The sequence below is a fragment of the Flavobacterium sp. genome, assembly GCF_044348915.1.
GTDB lineage: Bacteria > Bacteroidota > Bacteroidia > Flavobacteriales > Flavobacteriaceae > Flavobacterium.
On sequence record NZ_JBIKRX010000024.1, the window covers coordinates 1 to 19,892 of the forward strand.

Sequence of the window (19,892 nt, forward strand, 5' to 3'; positions counted from 1 at the left end):
CCGCTTTATTGTCAGTAACGATTAAATCGCAAGTATCATACAACATATTGGCGATGTCGAGTTTCAAACGTTCACCGTGCAAAGCGTGACGACGGCGTTTGTACACCACTTCACGTTGCGCATTCATCACGTCATCATATTCTAGCAAACGTTTACGAACTCCAAAGTTGTTTTCTTCAACTTTTTTCTGTGCTCTTTCGATAGATTTGGTCATCATCGAATGTTGGATCACTTCACCTTCTTGCAATCCCATTCTGTCCATTACTTTAGCCACTCTTTCAGAACCAAATAAACGCATCAAGTTGTCTTCAAGCGAAACATAAAATTGTGAACTTCCCGGATCTCCTTGACGACCTGCACGACCACGCAACTGACGGTCTACACGACGTGAATCGTGGCGTTCTGTACCCACGATGGCTAAACCACCAGCAGCTTTCACTTCGGCAGACAATTTAATGTCCGTTCCACGACCCGCCATATTGGTAGCGATAGTTACTACTCCCGGTTTTCCTGCTTCTTCTACAATTTGCGCTTCTTGTTTGTGCATTTTTGCATTCAAAACGTTGTGGGTTATACCACGCATTTTTAGCATTCGGCTCAATAATTCTGAAATCTCTACAGAAGTTGTTCCAATCAATACTGGTCTTCCTGCATTCGATAATTCGGTAACATCTTCGATTACGGCATTGAATTTTTCACGAGTAGTTTTATAAATAAAATCTTCTTTATCTTTTCGAACCATCGGTCTGTTGGTCGGAATTTCTACGACATCCAATTTGTATATTTGCCACAACTCGCCAGCTTCAGTCACTGCTGTTCCAGTCATACCGGCTAGTTTGCTGTACATTCTGAAATAATTCTGCAGTGTTACAGTAGCAAATGTTTGGGTGGCGTCTTCAATTTTTACACTTTCTTTAGCTTCAATCGCTTGGTGTAAACCGTCTGAATAACGTCGGCCATCCATAATACGACCGGTTTGCTCATCGACAATCATAATTTTATTGTCCATAATCACATATTCAACATCTTTTTCGAATAGTGTATAAGCTTTTAGCAATTGTGTCAAAGTATGGATACGTTCGCTTTTTACACCGAAATCTTGGAATAATTTTTCTTTTTCCTCAGCTTCTTTATCTTTCTCAAGATTTTTCTTTTCGATAATAGCTATCTCAGTTCCAATGTCCGGTAAAACGAAGAAATTACTATCAGTATCGCCGGATAGGAATTTAATTCCATTATCAGTCAATTCTACTTGATTGTTTTTTTCTTCAATCACAAAATACAAAGCTTCGTCCACTTTTGGCATTTCGCGGTTGTTGTCTTGCATATATTGGTTTTCGGTTTTTTGAAGCAATTGTTTGATTCCTTCTTCACTCAAAAACTTAATCAAGGCTTTGTTTTTTGGTAAACTTCTGTGTGCTCTCAATAAGAGGAAGCCACCATCTTTCGTGTTTCCTTCTTTTATTAATTTTTTAGCTTCCGACAAAAATCCGTTGGCCAATTGACGTTGAAGAGCTACCAAGTTTTCAATTTTTGGTTTCAACTCATTAAACTCGTGACGATCACCTTGCGGAACAGGTCCAGAAATAATCAATGGTGTTCTGGCATCATCAATCAAAACCGAATCGACCTCATCGACAATAGCATAATTGTGTTTGCGTTGTACTAAATCATCTGGCGAATGCGCCATATTATCTCTCAAATAATCGAAACCAAATTCGTTATTTGTTCCATAAGTAATATCTGCATTATAGGCTTTTTTACGGCCTTCAGAATTAGGTTGGTGGTTGTCGATACAATCTACTGTCAAACCGTGAAATTCGAATAATGGAGCTTTCCAAGTGCTATCACGTTTGGCTAAGTAATCATTTACGGTTACTAAATGCACTCCGTTTCCAGTTAAAGCATTCAAATAAATAGGCAAAGTGGCTACCAATGTTTTTCCTTCACCTGTTTGCATTTCGGCAATTTTACCTTCGTGTAACACCATTCCACCAATCAATTGGACGTCATAGTGAATCATATCCCAAGTAATTTGCTTTCCGGCAGCATTCCAGGAATTTGACCAAATTGCATTTTCTCCTTCAAGAGTAATGTATGTTTTCGTAGCCGAAAGTTCTCTATCTTGAGCAGTGGCCGTCACTTGAATTTGGGTATTTTCTTTGAAACGTTTAGCTGTTTCTTTAACAACTGCAAAAGCTTCAGGAAGAATTTCCATCAAGGTTTTTTCCGAAATTTCGTAAGCCTCTTTTTCCAAAGCATCAATTTCTACGTAGATGTCCTCGCGTTTGTCGATATCGGCAATGCCTTCAGCTTCTAATTTTAGCGCAGCAATTTTAGCATCTTTTTCAGAACGTGCTTGTTTTATTTTGTCTTTAAAAAATGTTGTTCTAGCTCTTAATTCATCATTGGATAATGCGGCTAAAGCATTTTCGAAAGTTTTAATTTTTGCTAAATAGGGTTGTAAAGCTTTGACATCTTTTTGAGATTTATCTCCTACAAAGACTTTGATAATGCTGTTTATGAAACTCATTTTTTCATTATGAATTATAAATTACGAATTAATAATTAGGCTGTAATTTGTTAATTGTAATTCTTGTTTTTACTATTTTTAATTTTATTCGTTTCTCAATTTGAGACTGCAAATTTAGCAAAAAAAAAAGCCTCTTTTGAGACTTTTTTCTTGAGATTTTTATTTAATATTCATCCTCATTCCAAAGGTAATCTTCGTCAGTAGGATAATCTGGCCAAATTTCTTCCATTGACTCATATATTTCTCCTTCGTCCTCAATAGACTGTAGGTTTTCCACTACTTCTAATGGAGCTCCAGCTCTAATGGCGTAGTCGATAAGTTCGTCTTTGTTAGCAGGCCACGGTGCATCACTTAAGTAGGATGCTAATTCTAATGTCCAATACATCTTATGTCTGTTTAGTTTTGTGCAAAAATAATTTTTTTACTGAAAAATACAAGTAAAAAACTATTTATTTTTTAGTAAAGTTAAGAACGTTTTTTTAGGCTGCAGATTTCAGGTTACAGATTTCAGATTGCTAGCAGGAAAATCTATTAATTACTGCAAATCTGTTGTCTAAATATTTGAATTCTGCCTTCTGCCTTCTGCAACCTGACTACTTTTTAGGTATCCATTTTGTTTCTTCCGCTTTCAGGTCAAATGACAACTTTCGTGCCAAGACAAAAAGATAGTCAGAAAGTCGGTTGAGGTACATTATTACGATGCCTGGGATAGGTTCGTTATGGTCTAGTTGCACGGCAAGTCGTTCTGCTCGTCGGCAAATACAGCGTGTTATATGACAATATGACACAGTAGTATGGCCTCCTGGTAACACAAAATGAGTCATTGGCGGAAGCGCTTCTTCCATAGAGTCGATTTCGTTTTCTAGTAAATCAATATCACTGTCTATTATTCCGAGATTTTGCAAACGCAGTTCGCCGTTTTTCTTTACTTCTTTTTCGGGTGGTGTAGCCAAAATGGCACCAACAGTAAAAAGACGGTCTTGAATTTCGATCAGTATTTCTTTATAATGATTGTCTATTTCTTGATCGCGAATTAGTCCAATATAGGAGTTCAATTCATCAACTGTGCCATAGCTTTCGATGCGAATGTGGTCTTTAGGAACTCTAGTTCCTCCGAAAAGTGCTGTGGTGCCGTTGTCTCCGGTTTTAGTATATACTTTCATTTTAAGTTAGAAATTAGAAGTTAGAAATTAGAAGTATTTGGAAGAAAGAAAAATCGGAAGTTTTTTTTTCATTAACTTCTAACCTCTAACTTCTGACTTCTAACTTTATTTTAAATTATCACTTTCAATCATTCCGTCCCGCATTCTGATGATTCTTTTGGCGTGTGCTGCAATGTCTTCTTCGTGGGTTACTACAATAATGGTGTTTCCGTTTTTGTGAATTTCTTCTAAAAGCACCATAATTTCCTCTGAAGTTTTACTGTCGAGATTCCCTGTAGGTTCATCGGCAAGAATAATAGAGGGTTTATTGACTAAGGCTCTTGCTATAGCAACTCTTTGTCTTTGCCCGCCCGAAAGTTGGTTGGGTTGATGATCCATTCTGTCGGCAAGATTGACTTGTTTTAGTACTTCGGTAGCTCGAGTATTTCGCTCCGATTTGGAATGTCCGGCATAAATCATTGGCAAAGCAACATTATCTAAAGCAGTTGTTCTCGGCAAAAGATTGAAGGTTTGGAATATAAATCCAATTTCTTTGTTTCGAATTTCCGCCAATTCATCATCTTGCATCTGGCTTACGTCTTTTCCGTTGAGGATGTACGTTCCAGAAGTGGGTGTGTCTAGACAACCTAAAAGGTTCATCAACGTTGATTTTCCCGAACCTGATGGCCCCATCAATGCAACATATTCGCCTTTATTTATTTCTAAATCAATTCCTTTGAGCACATAAACGATTTCGTTTCCTAGTGCAAAATCTCGTTTGATGTTGGTTATTTTTATTAGTGGCTTCATTTGAATATCCTATTTGCGATTTTAAAAGTACGAAAAGTAATTTCAAATATAAGTGTTTGGTTTTTATAAATTGTTACAATTTTCTTATCAATAAATAAATCATGTTGCATTATTTTGAAACCTTTGGAAGCCTAACGAAAATCTTGGTGTTCTTTGAGGTTAGATTATACTCGAATAACAAAATGTTCTATAGGTTGTTCAGTCCTAAAGAAAACCAATCCCCATTGAAACGTATCGATAGTTACGGTTACTTTCGGATGGTTTTTTATGATTTCCCATGCTTCTTCCATATCTTGTGACCAATGAATGTCATCAAATATCCAAACCGAATCATTAGCTATAGTTGGTAATAAAAGATCAAAGTATTCCAAAGTAGCGGTTTTTGAATGGTTGCCATCGAAATAAATCAGATTGCAGATTTCAGATTTCAGATTGCAGATTTGCAGGAAATCATTAAATTCGGTTGTGATACATTCCACATTTTCAAAATTGAATAATTGCAATTGATTTTTTGCAATTGCCATTGTTGTCGGGCAACCTTCCAATGTAATTATTTTCGCCTTTGGATTGCCCAAGGCTAGGGCAGAGGTCGCGAATCCTAAAGAAGTTCCAATTTCTAAAATAGACTCTGGTTGAAAATAATTGGTAATTCTGAACAGTAATTCGGCTCGTTTTTGAGTTATGCCAGCAGTTTTTGCGATTTGCGAAATTTGTCTTGTGTTGGATTTGAATACCTTGGAACCCACTCCAAAATCATTTACTTGAATCGTGTTTTTGTTCTGTAAAAGTTCATTTCTATAATTCTTTAGAACCTTGTATTCGGGTTTAGATTTCTTATCATAAAAGCATTTGGTAATCAAGTTGAATACAAACGGCGAATGCACCGCATGTTCGTTTTTGGAATGCCACAGGAATTTGAGATAAGATTTGATTTGGAATAGCATATAGTGTTTCAAAAATGATGTCAAAGATACTAATACCGATTATGTATTCAATATAGTCCAATAAATATCGGACTATTTTCATACTATATCGGTATTATACCATTTCACTTTGGACTATAATAAAAATGCGTTTGGTATAATACCAATTGTAATTTTAAAATGGTCTAATCCATTTAAAAATTTTACAATGGTTTATGCCGATAGACAATATATTGAGTACAATTTATTGGACTCTTATATATTGCTAATCGGTATAAGATAGTTGTCTAGATTCAAAAATCTTAAAAATTCAACGAGGATAAGGAGTAGTTTTAGTTGTTTTGCGTGGAGCCAGTTGGTGTAGGGTATTTTTCGAAAGGAAGTTTATAACAAACATAATCTTATCAGTCCGTTTGTCACGCTGTAAAGCGTCCCTACTCTCGAGCGTAGCAACTCCTAAGGAGTGACAAATAGCATCTATTTTGGACTGTTTTGTATTGGTTTTGTGTATTACAATTCGTTTTTCTGTAAAAAAAACAACTCTTCTTTTTCAATGTTATAATGCGTCTATTTAAATGACTTTTTTATAAAAACCAAACGCTATCCTTTCGAATAGCGTTTAGTATGACTAGACTTTGAACTAGAACTATAGTACTACTTTTACTGGAAAACTAACAGCTGCGTCGGTTGCACCGCCGGCATTCGTGATATCTCCTGTAGCAACTCCAGCCGCCGACTTATTTGGTAGATGACGAAGTGTAACAGTCAGATTTCCAGTGGCAGCTGCGGCTCCAGTTTGCAATTCAAAAGACAATCCAATTGGTTTTCCGTTTTTGTCAGTATCCTTGTATGTGAAGGCGCCAATGGTTGCAGGTGCTTGGTAAAAAACTTGGTGTTCGTCACCTTCTGCTGCAACTTCAGAAGTAATGTCTTCAGCTGGGTTTGCAAGTTCGTTCTTAAAAGTAGTGGAACCTGTATATTTGGTATTTACTTTTAAATCACCACCAGTTGTAGAAAACACAGGTAAGGTAGGTCCGTCCCCGTCTAAATCTATTGATTTTAAAACAATTGTTGTTCCACCTCCTGTTAAGGTAGTTGTTACGGTAGTAATAACTTCTTCTTCGTTTACTTCTTCTGCATCATTATCACAAGAAGTGAAAGTTAAAATAGTAACAAGTGCAAGCGGTAAAAATTTTAGATTTTTCATTTTATTTATTTTTAAAGGTTTAATAATTGAATTTTATTTGAATTTGAAAATTGCGTCCTATCTCGTCTGCAAAAAAGCGTTGACGGTTCAAATAGTCGCGGTAACTTGTATTCAGTACGTTTTGTACTGAAAAGGCAACAGTAGTTTTTGTTTTGTGAAAAGTATTAAAGGCCATTTCTGAATAAAAATTCAGTAGCTGATAACCCGGAGGAGGAGTGCTGATGTCAAGCAGAACTTCTGATGGATTGTTAGCATCATCTAGAATAGTAATCATAAAATTATTGTCAGGAAATGACTTTTGGGTAAAAACAACATCTGCTTTTAATTCCAATAGTAATTCGTACCATTCTTTCTTTGAGTACTGAATCGTGTTGATAAACTGCATTGGTGGCATATCGATCAGGGGCTCATTATTAGACAAATCATCTCCATTTATATAAGAAAATGCAGATTTGAGTTGCCAATTTGAACTAATTTTCCATAACGATTGTACATCAACTCCTAGTAACCTCGCATTGGTTTGTTCGTATTCCCAGACCGGAAATGCCCCTCTAATGGTCATCTCAACCCCTGTAGGAGACAAAAACATATAGTTATTGATGTAATTGATATAAGGGTTAAGGTCGATCGAAAAAGCATTCCATTGTTTTGCCAAAGTGGTCGAAATCTTGAAAGATTGTTCCTTGCTCAGCGCCAAATCACCCAATTCGATAATCCCATTGGAATGGTGTAATCCGTCGCTAAATAATTCTGAAGCATTTGGATTTCGGGATGCCAGACTGGTATTGAAATACCATTCTAAATTTTCCGCAAAGGTTTTGTGAAACCCTATACTTGCAGATAGATTATGGTAGGCGAAATTGGGTTTAGTAAGGATTTGAGTACCGACTTCTTTTACCACAAACTCAGGGAATAATACATCATATCCTCGTTCTATCCAACGAGATTTTTGATAAAACTTAGAGGCATCGAGGGCAGAATAATCGTATCTCAATCCTGCATCAAGAACTAGGTCGCTAGTATAATTGAGACTTGCAACAGCATAAGTCCCAAAAACGAATCTGTCATAATTTGGAATCAAAGGTCGAACGCCAGTCGCAGCACTCGCAAGGTTATTTTGATAAAGCGAATTTGCCCCTGCCTTAAAATGCCAATCATGCCAAGCTTTTTTATAATCGACCCCAAAATTATGAGTACTCAATTCTAAATCCAAGGCTGCAATATTGTTTAAATTTCCGCGGCGAACATCAAATTCTAAGCGTTTATTGTATTGAAACGAATACTGAGCAGCAATCGAGGAAGTTTCATCAAAATGATACAAATAATTTAACTTGGCCAAATGATGCTGCACGTTTTGCTTTGGATTGCCAATCGAATACGTAAAATCTCGAATCACGCTAGGTTGACTATTATTGATAGAATTGTATAAATCAGTTATACTTCCCGAATGTGAGGCAGCTAAAATTCCAATATTAGCGGAGTAGTAGCTGTACATCGCTGAAAAATTGTAATTCTTTTTAGCAAATCGAATATCACCAGTAAAATTTGCCTCGCGATTTCCTGTGTTCGATAAAACATAGTCAGGTGCTTCGCGGTCTCCCATATATTTCAGAGTCCCCACCGTATTCCAGCTCCAGCCTAACACATTGCCTCGATGCAAACTGGAACTAATTGATCCGCCGCGGCCATTGGACGCGCCGTTGATTATGCTCTTGCCGAACAAGGTATCTTTCCTGACAACCATAGGTTCAATAATCACCAAACCGCCAATCGCATCTCCTCCGTACTGCAATCCCGATGATCCTTTGATGACTGTGATTTTGCCTGCAGCATTGATGTCAAAATTGGGAGCGTGTTCTGTTCCCCATTCTTGGTCCTGCATCCGTACATTATTATTGATGATGGGCACTCTACTTCCAAACAAGCCATTTATGATAGGCTTTACCACTGTGCTTCCAGTTTTTAGACTAGAAACACCGGCCACTTCTTTAAGAACATCGCCAAGTGATTCGTTACCAAATCGTTCTATGGTTGATGTTTTGAGTTTTTGTTCTAAAACCGATTGATTTTGTGTGTTCGGTTTTTGATCAATCAATACTTCATGCAAGGCCATGGTGTTTGGTTTCAAAACAAAGTTTAAGACTTGGTTTCCAGTTATAGTAATGGTAGTATCAATAGCAATGTACCCCACATAAGATACGAAAATCTTTGTTGGGCCTGCTTTCAGTTTGTTGGCTTGATAATTACCCTCTTTTTTTGTTGAGAAAGTATTTTCTCCAACATGAACATGAGCGCCGTCTAACGGAACTTTATTTTGGTTTGTAATTGTACCTCGCAAACTGTTTTGTGAAAAAGCAACTGTGATATACAATGAACAAATCAAAACAAAAAAATGGTTTGTTTTCATGCTTAATTTTGTACGCTAATGGTGTAAATAGTCACGACTAGTCTAGTAGTGAAAAACTAAATTTAGTAAAGCGTACTTGGGGGAGCTCGCAAGGCAAAGAGGCTGCCTTTGTAAAAGGGAATGTTCTGATCGTTTATAAATGTCGAATAGATGGGCTTGCCGACAAAATCAGCTAAGGCAAATACATCAAATGAGTTTTCCATAAAGGAACTAACAGAAAAACTGCATACTTTACATTGCTCAACTAGTTCGTGAGCGTGCGTAATTTGCTTTTTAGAGTGGTCCTTGTTTTCGTGTTTGCAAATTTCTTTTATTGGTTCAAAAAATAAATGCTCATAACTGTGCCCCGTTTGAAGCAGAAAACTTGCCACAAGCGAGAATAATAACAGTTTTGAGATTAATTTTTTGTTTTTCATTTCGCGCAAAGATATTAAAAATTACAATGGATAAATTTTATTACTAATTTGTTTTTTAGGAGTTCTCTAGCGCAACACTAAACATGTAAAGGTTTTGACAGTTCACTCATTTGAAAAACCTATCTTTGCCACCTTGATTTTTAGAACCTAATGATAGCAGCAACAGAGAATAAAACCACCATAACTTCGGAAGAAATTGACCGATGTATCGCCATTTTGGCGCAATTGAACGCAGAAACCGATCAGATTTTTGAAATTCCTAAGGAGCAAAGAACTGCTTTAATCAAAGCAGCGGGTCAATTTGCTAGACCTGACCGTGCCGAGTTGGTCAAACGAAAAAAAGATGGTAAAGCGGTAGCCAAACGCAAACAAGAAAAGAAAGATAGAACGGCTCGTAAGGAAACGGGAATTCGTTCGGCTCGTGAAGCAGCTGTTTTTGTAGCTCCAAAATTATTGGCTTCGCATGATTTGGAAAGCAAAGAACAATTAGAATTTGAAACCCCAAGAAAGTGTTATGTCTGCAAAACAGAATTTACCAAAATGCACCATTTTTACGATACTATGTGTCCGGATTGTGGTGATTTTAATTACGCCAAACGTTTTCAGACTGCCGATGTCAACGGACAAATTGCGGTAATTACAGGTTCTCGATTGAAAATTGGCTACCACATTACGTTGATGTTATTGCGTGGTGGAGCTACTGTTATTGCCACGACTCGTTTTCCGGTGGATTCGGCTTTGCGGTTTGCTAAAGAAGCGGATTTTATGGATTGGGGAGATCGATTGAAAATTCACGGATTGGATTTACGACATATTCCGAGTGTGGAGATTTTTTGCAATTTTATTGAGCAAAAATACGGTCGATTGGATATTCTTATCAATAATGCAGCGCAAACGGTACGACGACCAGCAGGATTTTATGCACATTTGATGGAAAACGAAGAACTTCCTGTAGGTTCTTTGCCAAAATCGGCTCAGGAGTTGTTATTGGATCATACTCATTGTTTGGATGAATTGAAAGTATTAACATCAGGCTTTTCGTCCAATGAAAATATGCCGGTGACTTGGCACGGTCCTGAACCTGGGATTGGTTTGCGGGCTTCTGCCAAATTATCGCAGATTCCGTATAGTTTTGATAATGCATTAGTAGCAAAAGAAGTTTTTCCGCAAGGAGAACTCGATGCCGATTTGCAACAAGTTGATTTGCGAAAAGTAAACAGTTGGAGATTGAAGTTAGGTCAGATAGAAACCACTGAAATGATTGAAGTGCAATTGGTCAATTCCGTAGCACCTTTTGTGTTGTGCAATCGTCTTTCGGAAGTGATGAAGAAAGATAACACAGGCAAAAAACACATTATTAATGTGTCGGCGATGGAAGGAAAGTTTTATCGTGATTTCAAGGAAGACCGACACCCACATACCAATATGGCTAAAGCCGCTTTGAATATGTTGACACACACAGCCGCAGGAACTTTAGCCAAAGACGGCATTTTTATGAATGCTGTTGACACAGGTTGGGTAACCGACGAAGATCCCGCCGAATTAGCCAAGAGAAAGCAGGAAGAACAAGACTTTCAGCCACCTTTGGATATTGTAGATGGTGCAGCGCGAGTAATGGATCCTTTGTTTCACGGAATCAACACAGGAAAACATTGGTCTGGGAAGTTTTTGAAAGATTACCGCCCAATTGCTTGGTAGTTTTTCAGATTTGACCAATTTTTGGTTCTGCTGGGTTTTGTGTAAATATTAATTTTTTAAACCATTGAGGCCATTAAGAAAATTAAGAGCACTACAAAACTTAATTTTCTTAACATACTAAAGAGGCTGCAATTACTATTTTTTAAACTTTTACGGGATATAAAGGTAGTTAAGATAGGTGCGCCTTAATTTTCTTAATGAATCTTAATGAATATCATTTTTTAGCTTATCACCCAAAACTTTAGAACCAACTTTTTAAAAGTTGTCCAATCTTGTCTCGCGTGAGGGATGGCAGTGGAGCTCTTTTTTGTTTTCAAAAAAAGCGGGAACGTACAGCCCGACCCGAAGTTTTTGCGAAGGGTCACGCCCAAAAAATCTTCTTAAAAGCCTTCGCCATCATTGAAATAGAACGTATTTGATTGGCGTCCCATCCCGTAATTTATAATAAAATTGGTAAGGGTATTTTTGTCTAACAATACTCTAAGCCCAACCCCCGCTGCGGGCTGCACGGATTCGAATAAATGGAGGTTTTTGTCGGTAGCACTTGCTGTGGTGGCGTTGGCAAAAACGGTGCCGCTAATCATCTGATTTTTGCTGATTGGAAAGCGGTATTCCGTCTCGAAATACATCAGGTTTGTCCCTCTGAAAAGTCCTTGAATGTAGCCTTTTCCGCTTCGGCTGTTTTGGTCCCAACCTATTGCCGGCAAGTTGAGGTAGGGTAATTTTCCGCTGACCAAGAATTGCCCATAAGCCCAAAAGCCAAGTACATACTGTTTGATTTTTTTATTAAGTGGAATAAAATATCTTGATTCAAGGAGTAACGTAGAACTGTTTTTTTGATAATTGAATATTTTCGGATTGTAGCGGTAATTTAAATTCAAAAACAGCCCTTTGTTGGTATTGATGAGGTTGTCTCTAGCGTCATAAATTACATTCATACTCAATCCGTTGACCAAATAATAGTTCTCATTGAAGCCGTGTTTTTTCGAATAATTGTAGTGATCCGTGTACTTATTACTGGCAATGTCTAAATTTTTATCCTTGATATGCGTGTAGCTGTCGAGATGAATTCCACCGCCAAGAAAAAAAGAGGGAAAGAGGTTATAGGAAATGGTTTCGTGCAGCTTAAAATAATGATAATCCATCGGTTGTTCGATGCTGCTGTAGTCGAAATCTTGAAAACTAGCTCCATAAGGAACAATGTCGGTACCTAAACCAAAATTGGATTGGGAGAAAACATAGTAGCGAAAGTCACCACTGAAAAAGTATCGGTCATCATTGAGATACATATTGTTTTTAAGGTAAGTAAGAAGCTGATGTTTAGAGCTGTAAGATGCTCCTCCGGAAATTAATGAAATTTTATTATTTTCTTTTTCTTTAAAACTATATTGGCTTATGAAACCCAGCGTGAAACCATTTGCGGGCTGGTAACCGAGGGTTGGGAAGGCTATTAAGCGGGTTTTGGACTTCTGTTTAGGGAGTCTGATTTTAAGAGTGTCTTCTTTGGTAAACAAATCGACAATGGAACGTAGGGGGCGTTTTTTTTCTTTTTCGATGGTGTCGTTTTGCGAAAAGGTAAATTGCCACGAACAGAGGAATAGAAGGAATAGGAAAATTGGTTTTGCTTCAAAAATAGTTTTAGTATTCATATGAAGCTTCAAGTTAAATGCAAATTATTTTCGTTGAATTCGCCAATCCAATTGTTTTAAGATATAAAACTACTAAAAATATATTCTATTTGAATAATTTTAAGGTAAAAGAATTCTTTTTTTAAGGTTAATTGATTGAAAAATTATATCAAAAAAAACCACAACAGAAAATCAATTCTACTGTGGTTTATGTTTTTTAGTTTCTTCTTGGAAAAATATAAACTTCTTGGTTATTAATTAACAGAAATCAATTTCACGTCAAAAATAAGCACTGAGCCTCCGGGAATACCTTGGTAATTATAACTTCCGTATCCAAGATGTGATGGAACTAAAAGTACACCATCTCCGCCGGTTTTGAAATAAGGAATTCCTTCTGTCCAGCCTTTGATTACTTGCTGTAGTCCAAAGGAAATACCTGCATCAGGACTTTTATCGAATACTGTTCCGTCGGTGAAATAGCCATTGTAGGCTACGGTTACATTCGAACTTGCTGTAGGTTGCGTTCCGGTTCCGGGATTATTGATTACATAATACAAACCTGATGCGCTTCGTTGCGCGGTTAAATTGTTTTTGGCTATATAGTCTTTGATTTCTTGCTCGTTTTTGGCGGTATAATCTACTGTCGGATTATTGTCTTTAGTACAAGAAATAAAAAGCGTCAAGATCATTAGTGCGGATAAAATGTGTTTCATTGTAATTTATTTTTTTTGCGGCAAATATAGGAAGATTTGTTTGCAATTGGAATTAGTTTATTGAAAGTCTCAGTAGTATTTCAGATCGAATTATAGGACTAAATAGTTATTTGACCGGGCTGTATTTTTTTGGCACAAGCCTTTATTTTGCAGTTGTTGGGTGTATTTATTGATAGTATCATTTGATAGTATCATAAGTAGTTTTTTTTCTTTAAAGAGGCAATTGTTTTGGAAGTATTGTAGTTCGATAGTGTTATTTTGTTTTTAGGTACAAGCGTGACGCTTGCACCAGCTGGGACTCGGGTGTGAAAATCAGACATTATGGTTTTTTAAGCAGCATCCCGTAAAAACGGGACAGGCTTTGATAGCGTGAGAAGCTGAAACTTTTGCAGGAGAAACTCCAAGTAAAACTGATAGAAAAAGCAGAAAAGAAGGCTTTTCTACCCAAATACTCTTGTTGCAGAACGGGCAATTTGCACCGGATAGCGGTTTTCGACCAGCGTGGTCCGCCGACTTGGTATCTTGGCGATAGCCAAAGCTCTATTCCCTATAAAAACTAAATTATGGGTAAGGGATTTTATGCTCGCAAGCGAAGGAAAACACCGAAAAACAAGCTGAAATTACTCCAAAAAAAGAGGACTCTAAATCCTCTTACTCCCGATTGCTATCGGGACTCTCTAAATATTTTACGATAACTCCATAGTTGACGGCAGGTACTCCGGTTCCGTTCAACACAGGGTTCATTGTTCGGCTTGGAGCCGCAACGAAACTCTTGCTGTTGGCGGTAGTTGCTTTATAAAATGCTACTTAAATATTCCTCAGCTGTCATAATTGGAATTGTAGAGCTCTTAAAGTCTTTTCCGTTTCTGGTTATAATCATTGAGCAGTTAGATTGTAAAGCAGAAAAATATTGAACAGCATCTTCAAAATCTTTAAAACTCGAATTCAGCGCTTTATCGATTGTTTCTTCATTGACCTCACAAACTTCACAGATTATTTTAAACTTTCGAAGTTTATTCAAAACAGATTCTGATGTTTCATATTTATTTAAAACGTAATCTATTGTCGTGAATGAAAGAGGTGAGACAATTAGAGTAAGCTTTTTTTGGTCAGCCAAGGTAGCAACCTTAGCAATTGAATCAAAAAAAGGAACTCTTTCTCCCAACAAATCTAATATTACGTTGGTATCTAAAAATATCCTGCTCATTTGTGTTTTTGTTCTAAATAATCAGCACGATCTTTTTTATAATCATAATCAGCTGGAATTTTAATTCCTGAAGAAAGACTTTTTACGAACGGCGAAATTTGTATGTCATTATTTGTTTTATCTGAAGTCAAAGAATTAAGGTAATTTTCTATAATTCGAGATAAGCTTAATTTTTTTTCAGACGCATAATGTTTAGCTTTTTCAATTATCTCTTGGTCAAGCTTTAATGTGAGTTTAGTATTCATAACGTAAAATGTTTATACGTACAAATATATAAATTTTGGACGTAATAAATGTATATTTCGATTTTTTTGCGATTTCTGCCAACTAATTTATAGGTCTGACGTCAATCAGACTTTATAGTATTCAAATATATTAATTTTTTCTTACAAATTATTTAAAGGATTCTATTTAAAAAACAACCCCAACATTTATAGCTTTACCGCTAAAAGTGTTGGGGCTGTACATTAATAACATGTATATTTTGTCTTTTCGACGAAGGATAAATCACATAATGAGAGCAACTAATGAGATTTGCTTCGCCTGTTCGCTTTTGCTTGGGTCTCGTTCCTCGGATGACAAATACTAGGCTTTTTATCCTTCTATTTTCGCAGAAAGCTCAAACCAGCGTTCTTCTTTTTCTTCAATTTTAGAAATGATTTTTTCGAGTTCTTTGGCTTTCTTCTCAATATCGGCATCGACAACTTTTCCTTCGGAAAATAATTGTTCGATTTTGGCTTTTTCGATTTCCAAATCCTTGATTTCTCGCTCGATTTTCTGGTATTCTTTTTGCTCGTTAAAAGTCAAATTTCCTGTTGGATTGTTTTGTTTCCAGTCTTTCTTTTCGGCTTTGTTGTCTTCTTTTTGAGCTACATCGGCGCTGTCTTCGTAAGATCTAAAATCGGAGTAGTTGCCGGGGAAAGTTTCAATTTCGCCTTGCCCTCTAAAAACAAATAATTGATCCACGATTTTGTCCATAAAATAACGGTCGTGCGAAACTACGAGTAAACAACCTGGATAATCCAACAAGAAACTTTCCAAGACATTCAAGGTTACAATATCCAAATCATTCGTAGGCTCATCCAGAATCAGGAAGTTCGGATTCTGAATCAAAACGGTACATAAATAGAGTCTTTTCAATTCGCCACCGCTCAGTTTTTCGACATAATCGTATTGTTTTTTGGAGTCAAAAAGGAAGCGCTCCAACAATTGCGAAGCTGAAATCAGTCTGCCTTTCGTCAACGGAATAAATTCACCATATTCCTTGATGACATCAATCACGCGTTGTCCCGGTTTTGGGTTGATTCCGCTTTGGGTGTAATAGCCAATTTTGATGGTTTCGCCAACGACTACTTTTCCAGAGTCTAATGGGATTGTTCCAGTTAGCAAATTCAGGAAAGTCGATTTACCCGTTCCGTTTTTTCCGATGATGCCAATGCGTTCTCCGCGTTGAAAATCGAAACTGAAATTATCCAAAATCACGTGATCTTTGAACTTTTTGGAAATCTTATGCAGCTCGATAATCTTGCTACCCATTCGCTCCATATTGATCTCGAGTTCGACTTTGTTTTCGCGACGACGGCTTTGCGCTTTTTCTTTAATCACATAAAAATCATCCTGACGCGATTTCGATTTGGTAGTTCTCGCTTTCGGTTGGCGGCGCATCCATTCCAATTCTTTGGTGAACAGGTTTTGGGCTTTGTCCACACTCGAATTTTCGGAAGCGATTCGTTCTTCTTTTTTCTCTAAATAATAGGAATAATTTCCTTTGTATTGGTATATTTTTCCGTTATCCAATTCGATGATTTCATTACAAACACGTTCCAAAAAGAAACGGTCGTGTGTCACCATAAACAGGGTGATATTTTCTTTGGCAAAATAACTTTCCAGCCATTCGATCATCTCCAAATCCAAGTGATTCGTCGGTTCATCTAGAATTAATAAATCGGGACGATTTATCAAAATGATGGCGAGCGACAAACGTTTTTTCTGACCACCCGAAAGGTTTTTTACTTTCAGTTTGAAATCTTCCAGCTTCAATTTGAATAAAATTTGCTTGAACTGGGTTTCGAAATCCCAAGCATTGTGCTGGTCCATTCCATCAAATGCTTTTTGGTAAGCTTCCTCATCTTCGGGGTTTTCCAATGCTTTTTCGTACGCTTCAATCACCTTTAAACTTTCGTTATCCGAAGCGAAAATACTTTCTTCTATAGTCAATTCGTCTTGTAATTTATTGTCTTGTGACAAAAATGCCATTCGAATGCTTTTGCGAAGCACAACCTGTCCAGTATCAGGTTCATCAAAACCATTGATAATGTTCATAATGGTAGTTTTTCCAGAACCGTTTTTGGCTATAAAAGCAATTTTTTGGTCTTTGTTGATTCCAAAAGATATGTCTTTGAAAAGCGTACGTTCTCCGTAGGATTTCGATATATTTTCGACTGATAAGTAATTCATAATTTTATTTAGAAATGCAAAAATAGTTTATTGTAAGGGATGATACACTATTTTAATGTCAAATAAAAAGCTGCCATTTCTGACAGCTTTCTTTTGCTTATTTTATTATTTCTACTTCTAAATGGCTCTCATCGAAGATTTTAATGAATGCTTTGGTGTAATCTTCCTTTTTAGCTAGATACGGATTTTCTAGAAAATTTTGAGGATTAACAGCAATTAACGGATACCACGTACTCTGAATTTGTATCTGAATTTTATGTCCTTTTTTAAAAGTGTGTAAAACATCTTGCAATCTAAAATTCACTGCGGTAGTTTTATTTGGTGTCAGTGGTTCTGGTTTTTCGAAACTGTTTCTAAAACGAGCCGGCATTACTTCACTTCTGACCATTTGATGATAATTAGCATACAGCACATTTGGTTTATCCTTATTTTGCGGTTCATCGGCAGGATAAATATCGATTAGTTTTACAATAAAATCGGCATCCGTTGCTGTTGTCGCTATTTTTAGTTTTGCCATAATTTCACCTGCTAGCGTAATGTCATCCGTTAAATAGTCAGTTGTAAAACTTACTACATCTGGTCTGCTCAGCGCAAATCGTTGGTCTTCACTCATATAATTTCGTGGCGTGGAGCCATTGTATTCGGCATAATTAATGCTAAAGGGCACGGGTTTGTTTGCGTCGCTGTAATACTCCGTATAGGCACCGTTTGCAGATTTTTCAGACGCTAACTTACCATTGGAATTGAAATAGAAATTGAGTTTTGAACTTTCTTTTGGTGGCCAACTCGCAAATTCATGCCATTCTTTTTTACCAGTATCAAACATGTAAGCTTCCGGAAGAGCCGCAGCATCTTTTGATTTTTCTTTTAAATAATGATTGAAGAATTTGTATTCAATATTTTTTTGATAAAACGTTGCTATGCTATCTCCAAAATAAATGTCGTTATGAAAGTGTTTTCCCGAATCTCTAGACCAACCACCATGTGAAAATGGTCCCATAACAATGGTGTTTTTTGCTTTCGGATTGTTCTTTTCAATAGTTTTATAAATATTGAGAGGACCGGCTAAGTCTTCAGCATCAAACCAACCTCCAACAGTCATAACAGCATGATTTATTCCTTTTAAATGAGGTAGTAAATTTCGAGATTGCCAAAATTCATCATAACTAGGATGGCTAACCATTTCTTGCATGAAAAAGTTATTTTTATAATATTTATCAACACCTTCTTTTAGCGTACCCATTTCATTGTAAAAAATCGAACCGTCTTTCGATGTAGTTTTAATCCCTTGATCTGAATACCACTCTTTATTTTCAGCTTTAGTTTTTTGAACTCCAAAAACAGGAAAAATTTTGAAATATCTCATTAAAAAGGCTCCATTGTGATGAAAATCATCAAAAAAGAAATCAGAAATTGGAGCTTGTGGCGATGAAGCAACTAAAGCGGGATGATTCGCCAGAACTCCAGCTGCAGTATAAAATCCAGGATAAGAAGTGCCATATTGCCCCACTTTTCCGTTATTGTTTTTAATATTTTTAATTAACCAATCTATGGTGTCGTATGTATCGGTGCTTTCATCAATATCTTTGTTTGTCTTGTGAGCTACTTGTGGTGTCATGTTTGTAAAAACGCCTTCACTCATATACCTACCTCTAACGTCTTGGTAAACAAATATATACTTGTCTTTTAACAAGAAAACATTTGGACCTAGTGATTTTTTGAAAATTTCATCGCCATAAGGTGCAATACTGTAACAAGTTCTTTGCATTAAAATGGGATATTTATTGTCTTTCGAAATATCTTTTGGAGTATAAATTGCGGTGAATAATTTCGTTCCGTCCCGCATCTCAATGTAAACTTCTTTTTTGTCATAAATGGTCTTAGTATCTTCTTGAGCAAAAAGAGATACTGATAACAAAAGTAAAATGGTTGTAATTGTCCTTTTCATATCTGTTTTTTTTTTTTTTTTTGAATTTCGAAGATACTCAATTTTAATTTTAAGGAGTAATAATAACTAATTATTTATCGCCAAGTTATTTATTTTGAATAATTGTAATTCCTTTAGACTAAAATCATTGCTTCAAATAAGAACTCAAATCAACCGAATGCAGTTGTTGGTGATTAGCAGATAAATATGGGCTGTCTCGACTGGAGACAAAAGCTTTGAATTTAAATCGGTCGAGTTCCTTTTTTAAATATAAAAAAAAAGAGATATTAACTTGACACAAAACTTTTTTGAGTTTTCATAATTCCATTTATTGGCAGTTTAAATTTATTCTTCTTTTAAATCGCTCTGTGAATTAGGTAACTAAACACATCTAATTACTTTTTAATGTGTTTTTTATGAATCTATAATAATGGTAAGGCAATGGCAAGACTATATCGATCTAGAACATAAAGATGGAGATAAGATGGAGACTAATTTGATTTGAAATGTATTCTAAAATCCATCTAGCTAAATGAACCGCTATGATTTAAAAACCGACTTTCTAATGCAGGAACAAAGAAAACAATTACAAAAAAAAACAAACGCTTACAAAGGAATTTAGAATCCTGTTATAAGCGTTTTATATTATCCTAGAAAAGCTGGTAAAAAAAAATATGGAATTTTTAGTGGGCTTTTAAATCCTTTTTTATTTTTTTAATGAAATTTATTTCTAATCTACCGATGTACATAGCTTTTGAAAGCTATTTATATCGGTTTAACAAATTTTAATAAAAAAACCAATTGCGTTCCTAAGCTTTCCTTTT

15 protein-coding genes are annotated in these 19,892 nt (G+C 36.3%); 1 reads left to right on the forward strand and 14 read right to left on the reverse strand.

Annotated elements, in window-relative coordinates:
• The 8 genes from secA to ACIQ1E_RS06280 all read right to left on the reverse strand — a co-directional run.
• The coding region (secA, locus tag ACIQ1E_RS06245) for a preprotein translocase subunit SecA (protein ID WP_396169705.1) at positions 1-2,533 on the reverse strand (2,533 nt) is incomplete at its 3' end.
• A 163-nt stretch (positions 2,534-2,696) separates the two neighbouring features.
• The gene (locus tag ACIQ1E_RS06250; protein WP_007138072.1) at positions 2,697-2,918 is read right to left on the reverse strand and encodes a DUF2795 domain-containing protein; all 222 of its coding nucleotides are present in this window, start codon (positions 2,916-2,918) and stop codon (positions 2,697-2,699) included.
• 208 nt (positions 2,919-3,126) lie between these two features.
• On the reverse strand, positions 3,127-3,696 hold the full coding sequence (locus ACIQ1E_RS06255) for a cob(I)yrinic acid a,c-diamide adenosyltransferase (protein ID WP_396169708.1): 570 nt from the start codon (positions 3,694-3,696) through the stop codon (positions 3,127-3,129).
• A gap of 105 nt (positions 3,697-3,801) precedes the next feature.
• Positions 3,802-4,485 carry an ABC transporter ATP-binding protein gene (locus tag ACIQ1E_RS06260; RefSeq protein ID WP_396169710.1) on the reverse strand — a complete coding sequence of 228 codons (684 nt, stop codon included), beginning with the start codon at positions 4,483-4,485 and terminating at the stop codon, positions 3,802-3,804.
• 164 nt (positions 4,486-4,649) lie between these two features.
• On the reverse strand, positions 4,650-5,429 hold the full coding sequence (locus ACIQ1E_RS06265; RefSeq protein ID WP_396169712.1) for an O-methyltransferase: 780 nt from the start codon (positions 5,427-5,429) through the stop codon (positions 4,650-4,652).
• Between the two features lie 625 nt (positions 5,430-6,054).
• Positions 6,055-6,615 (reverse strand): type 1 periplasmic binding fold superfamily protein, encoded by a 561-nt coding sequence (locus tag ACIQ1E_RS06270; RefSeq protein ID WP_396169714.1) that lies wholly within the window; start codon positions 6,613-6,615, stop codon positions 6,055-6,057.
• Positions 6,616-6,634: 19 nt separating this feature from the next.
• Complete coding sequence (locus ACIQ1E_RS06275; RefSeq protein WP_396169716.1) at positions 6,635-9,022, reverse strand: TonB-dependent receptor; 2,388 nt, start codon at positions 9,020-9,022, stop codon at positions 6,635-6,637.
• 62 nt (positions 9,023-9,084) lie between these two features.
• A complete protein-coding gene (locus tag ACIQ1E_RS06280) occupies positions 9,085-9,438 on the reverse strand; it encodes a hypothetical protein (protein ID WP_396169718.1) in 354 nt (117 codons plus the stop codon).
• 150 nt (positions 9,439-9,588) lie between these two features.
• Between ACIQ1E_RS06280 and ACIQ1E_RS06285 the strand changes: the two genes are divergently transcribed.
• A complete protein-coding gene (locus tag ACIQ1E_RS06285; RefSeq protein WP_396169720.1) occupies positions 9,589-11,136 on the forward strand; it encodes an SDR family NAD(P)-dependent oxidoreductase in 1,548 nt (515 codons plus the stop codon).
• Positions 11,137-11,516: 380 nt separating this feature from the next.
• Here the strand turns inward: ACIQ1E_RS06285 and ACIQ1E_RS06290 are convergent, their stop codons facing one another.
• The 6 genes from ACIQ1E_RS06290 to ACIQ1E_RS06315 form a co-directional block, all read right to left on the reverse strand.
• Positions 11,517-12,785, reverse strand: coding sequence for a BamA/TamA family outer membrane protein (locus tag ACIQ1E_RS06290; RefSeq protein WP_396169722.1), 1,269 nt, complete (start codon positions 12,783-12,785; stop codon positions 11,517-11,519).
• Positions 12,786-13,018: 233 nt separating this feature from the next.
• On the reverse strand, positions 13,019-13,477 hold the full coding sequence (locus ACIQ1E_RS06295; protein ID WP_396169724.1) for an FKBP-type peptidyl-prolyl cis-trans isomerase: 459 nt from the start codon (positions 13,475-13,477) through the stop codon (positions 13,019-13,021).
• A 793-nt stretch (positions 13,478-14,270) separates the two neighbouring features.
• Complete coding sequence (locus tag ACIQ1E_RS06300) at positions 14,271-14,684, reverse strand: type II toxin-antitoxin system VapC family toxin (RefSeq protein WP_396169726.1); 414 nt, start codon at positions 14,682-14,684, stop codon at positions 14,271-14,273.
• Positions 14,681-14,929, reverse strand: a complete 249-nt coding sequence (locus tag ACIQ1E_RS06305) for a DUF6364 family protein (protein ID WP_396169727.1) — start codon at positions 14,927-14,929, stop codon at positions 14,681-14,683. Before ACIQ1E_RS06305 ends, ACIQ1E_RS06300 begins: the two co-directional genes overlap by 4 nt.
• Positions 14,930-15,278: 349 nt before the next feature.
• Positions 15,279-17,141 carry an ABC-F family ATP-binding cassette domain-containing protein gene (locus ACIQ1E_RS06310; protein WP_396169729.1) on the reverse strand — a complete coding sequence of 621 codons (1,863 nt, stop codon included), beginning with the start codon at positions 17,139-17,141 and terminating at the stop codon, positions 15,279-15,281.
• 97 nt (positions 17,142-17,238) lie between these two features.
• Positions 17,239-19,089, reverse strand: a complete 1,851-nt coding sequence (locus ACIQ1E_RS06315) for a CocE/NonD family hydrolase (RefSeq protein ID WP_396169731.1) — start codon at positions 19,087-19,089, stop codon at positions 17,239-17,241.
• Positions 19,090-19,892: the final 803 nt, after the last annotated feature.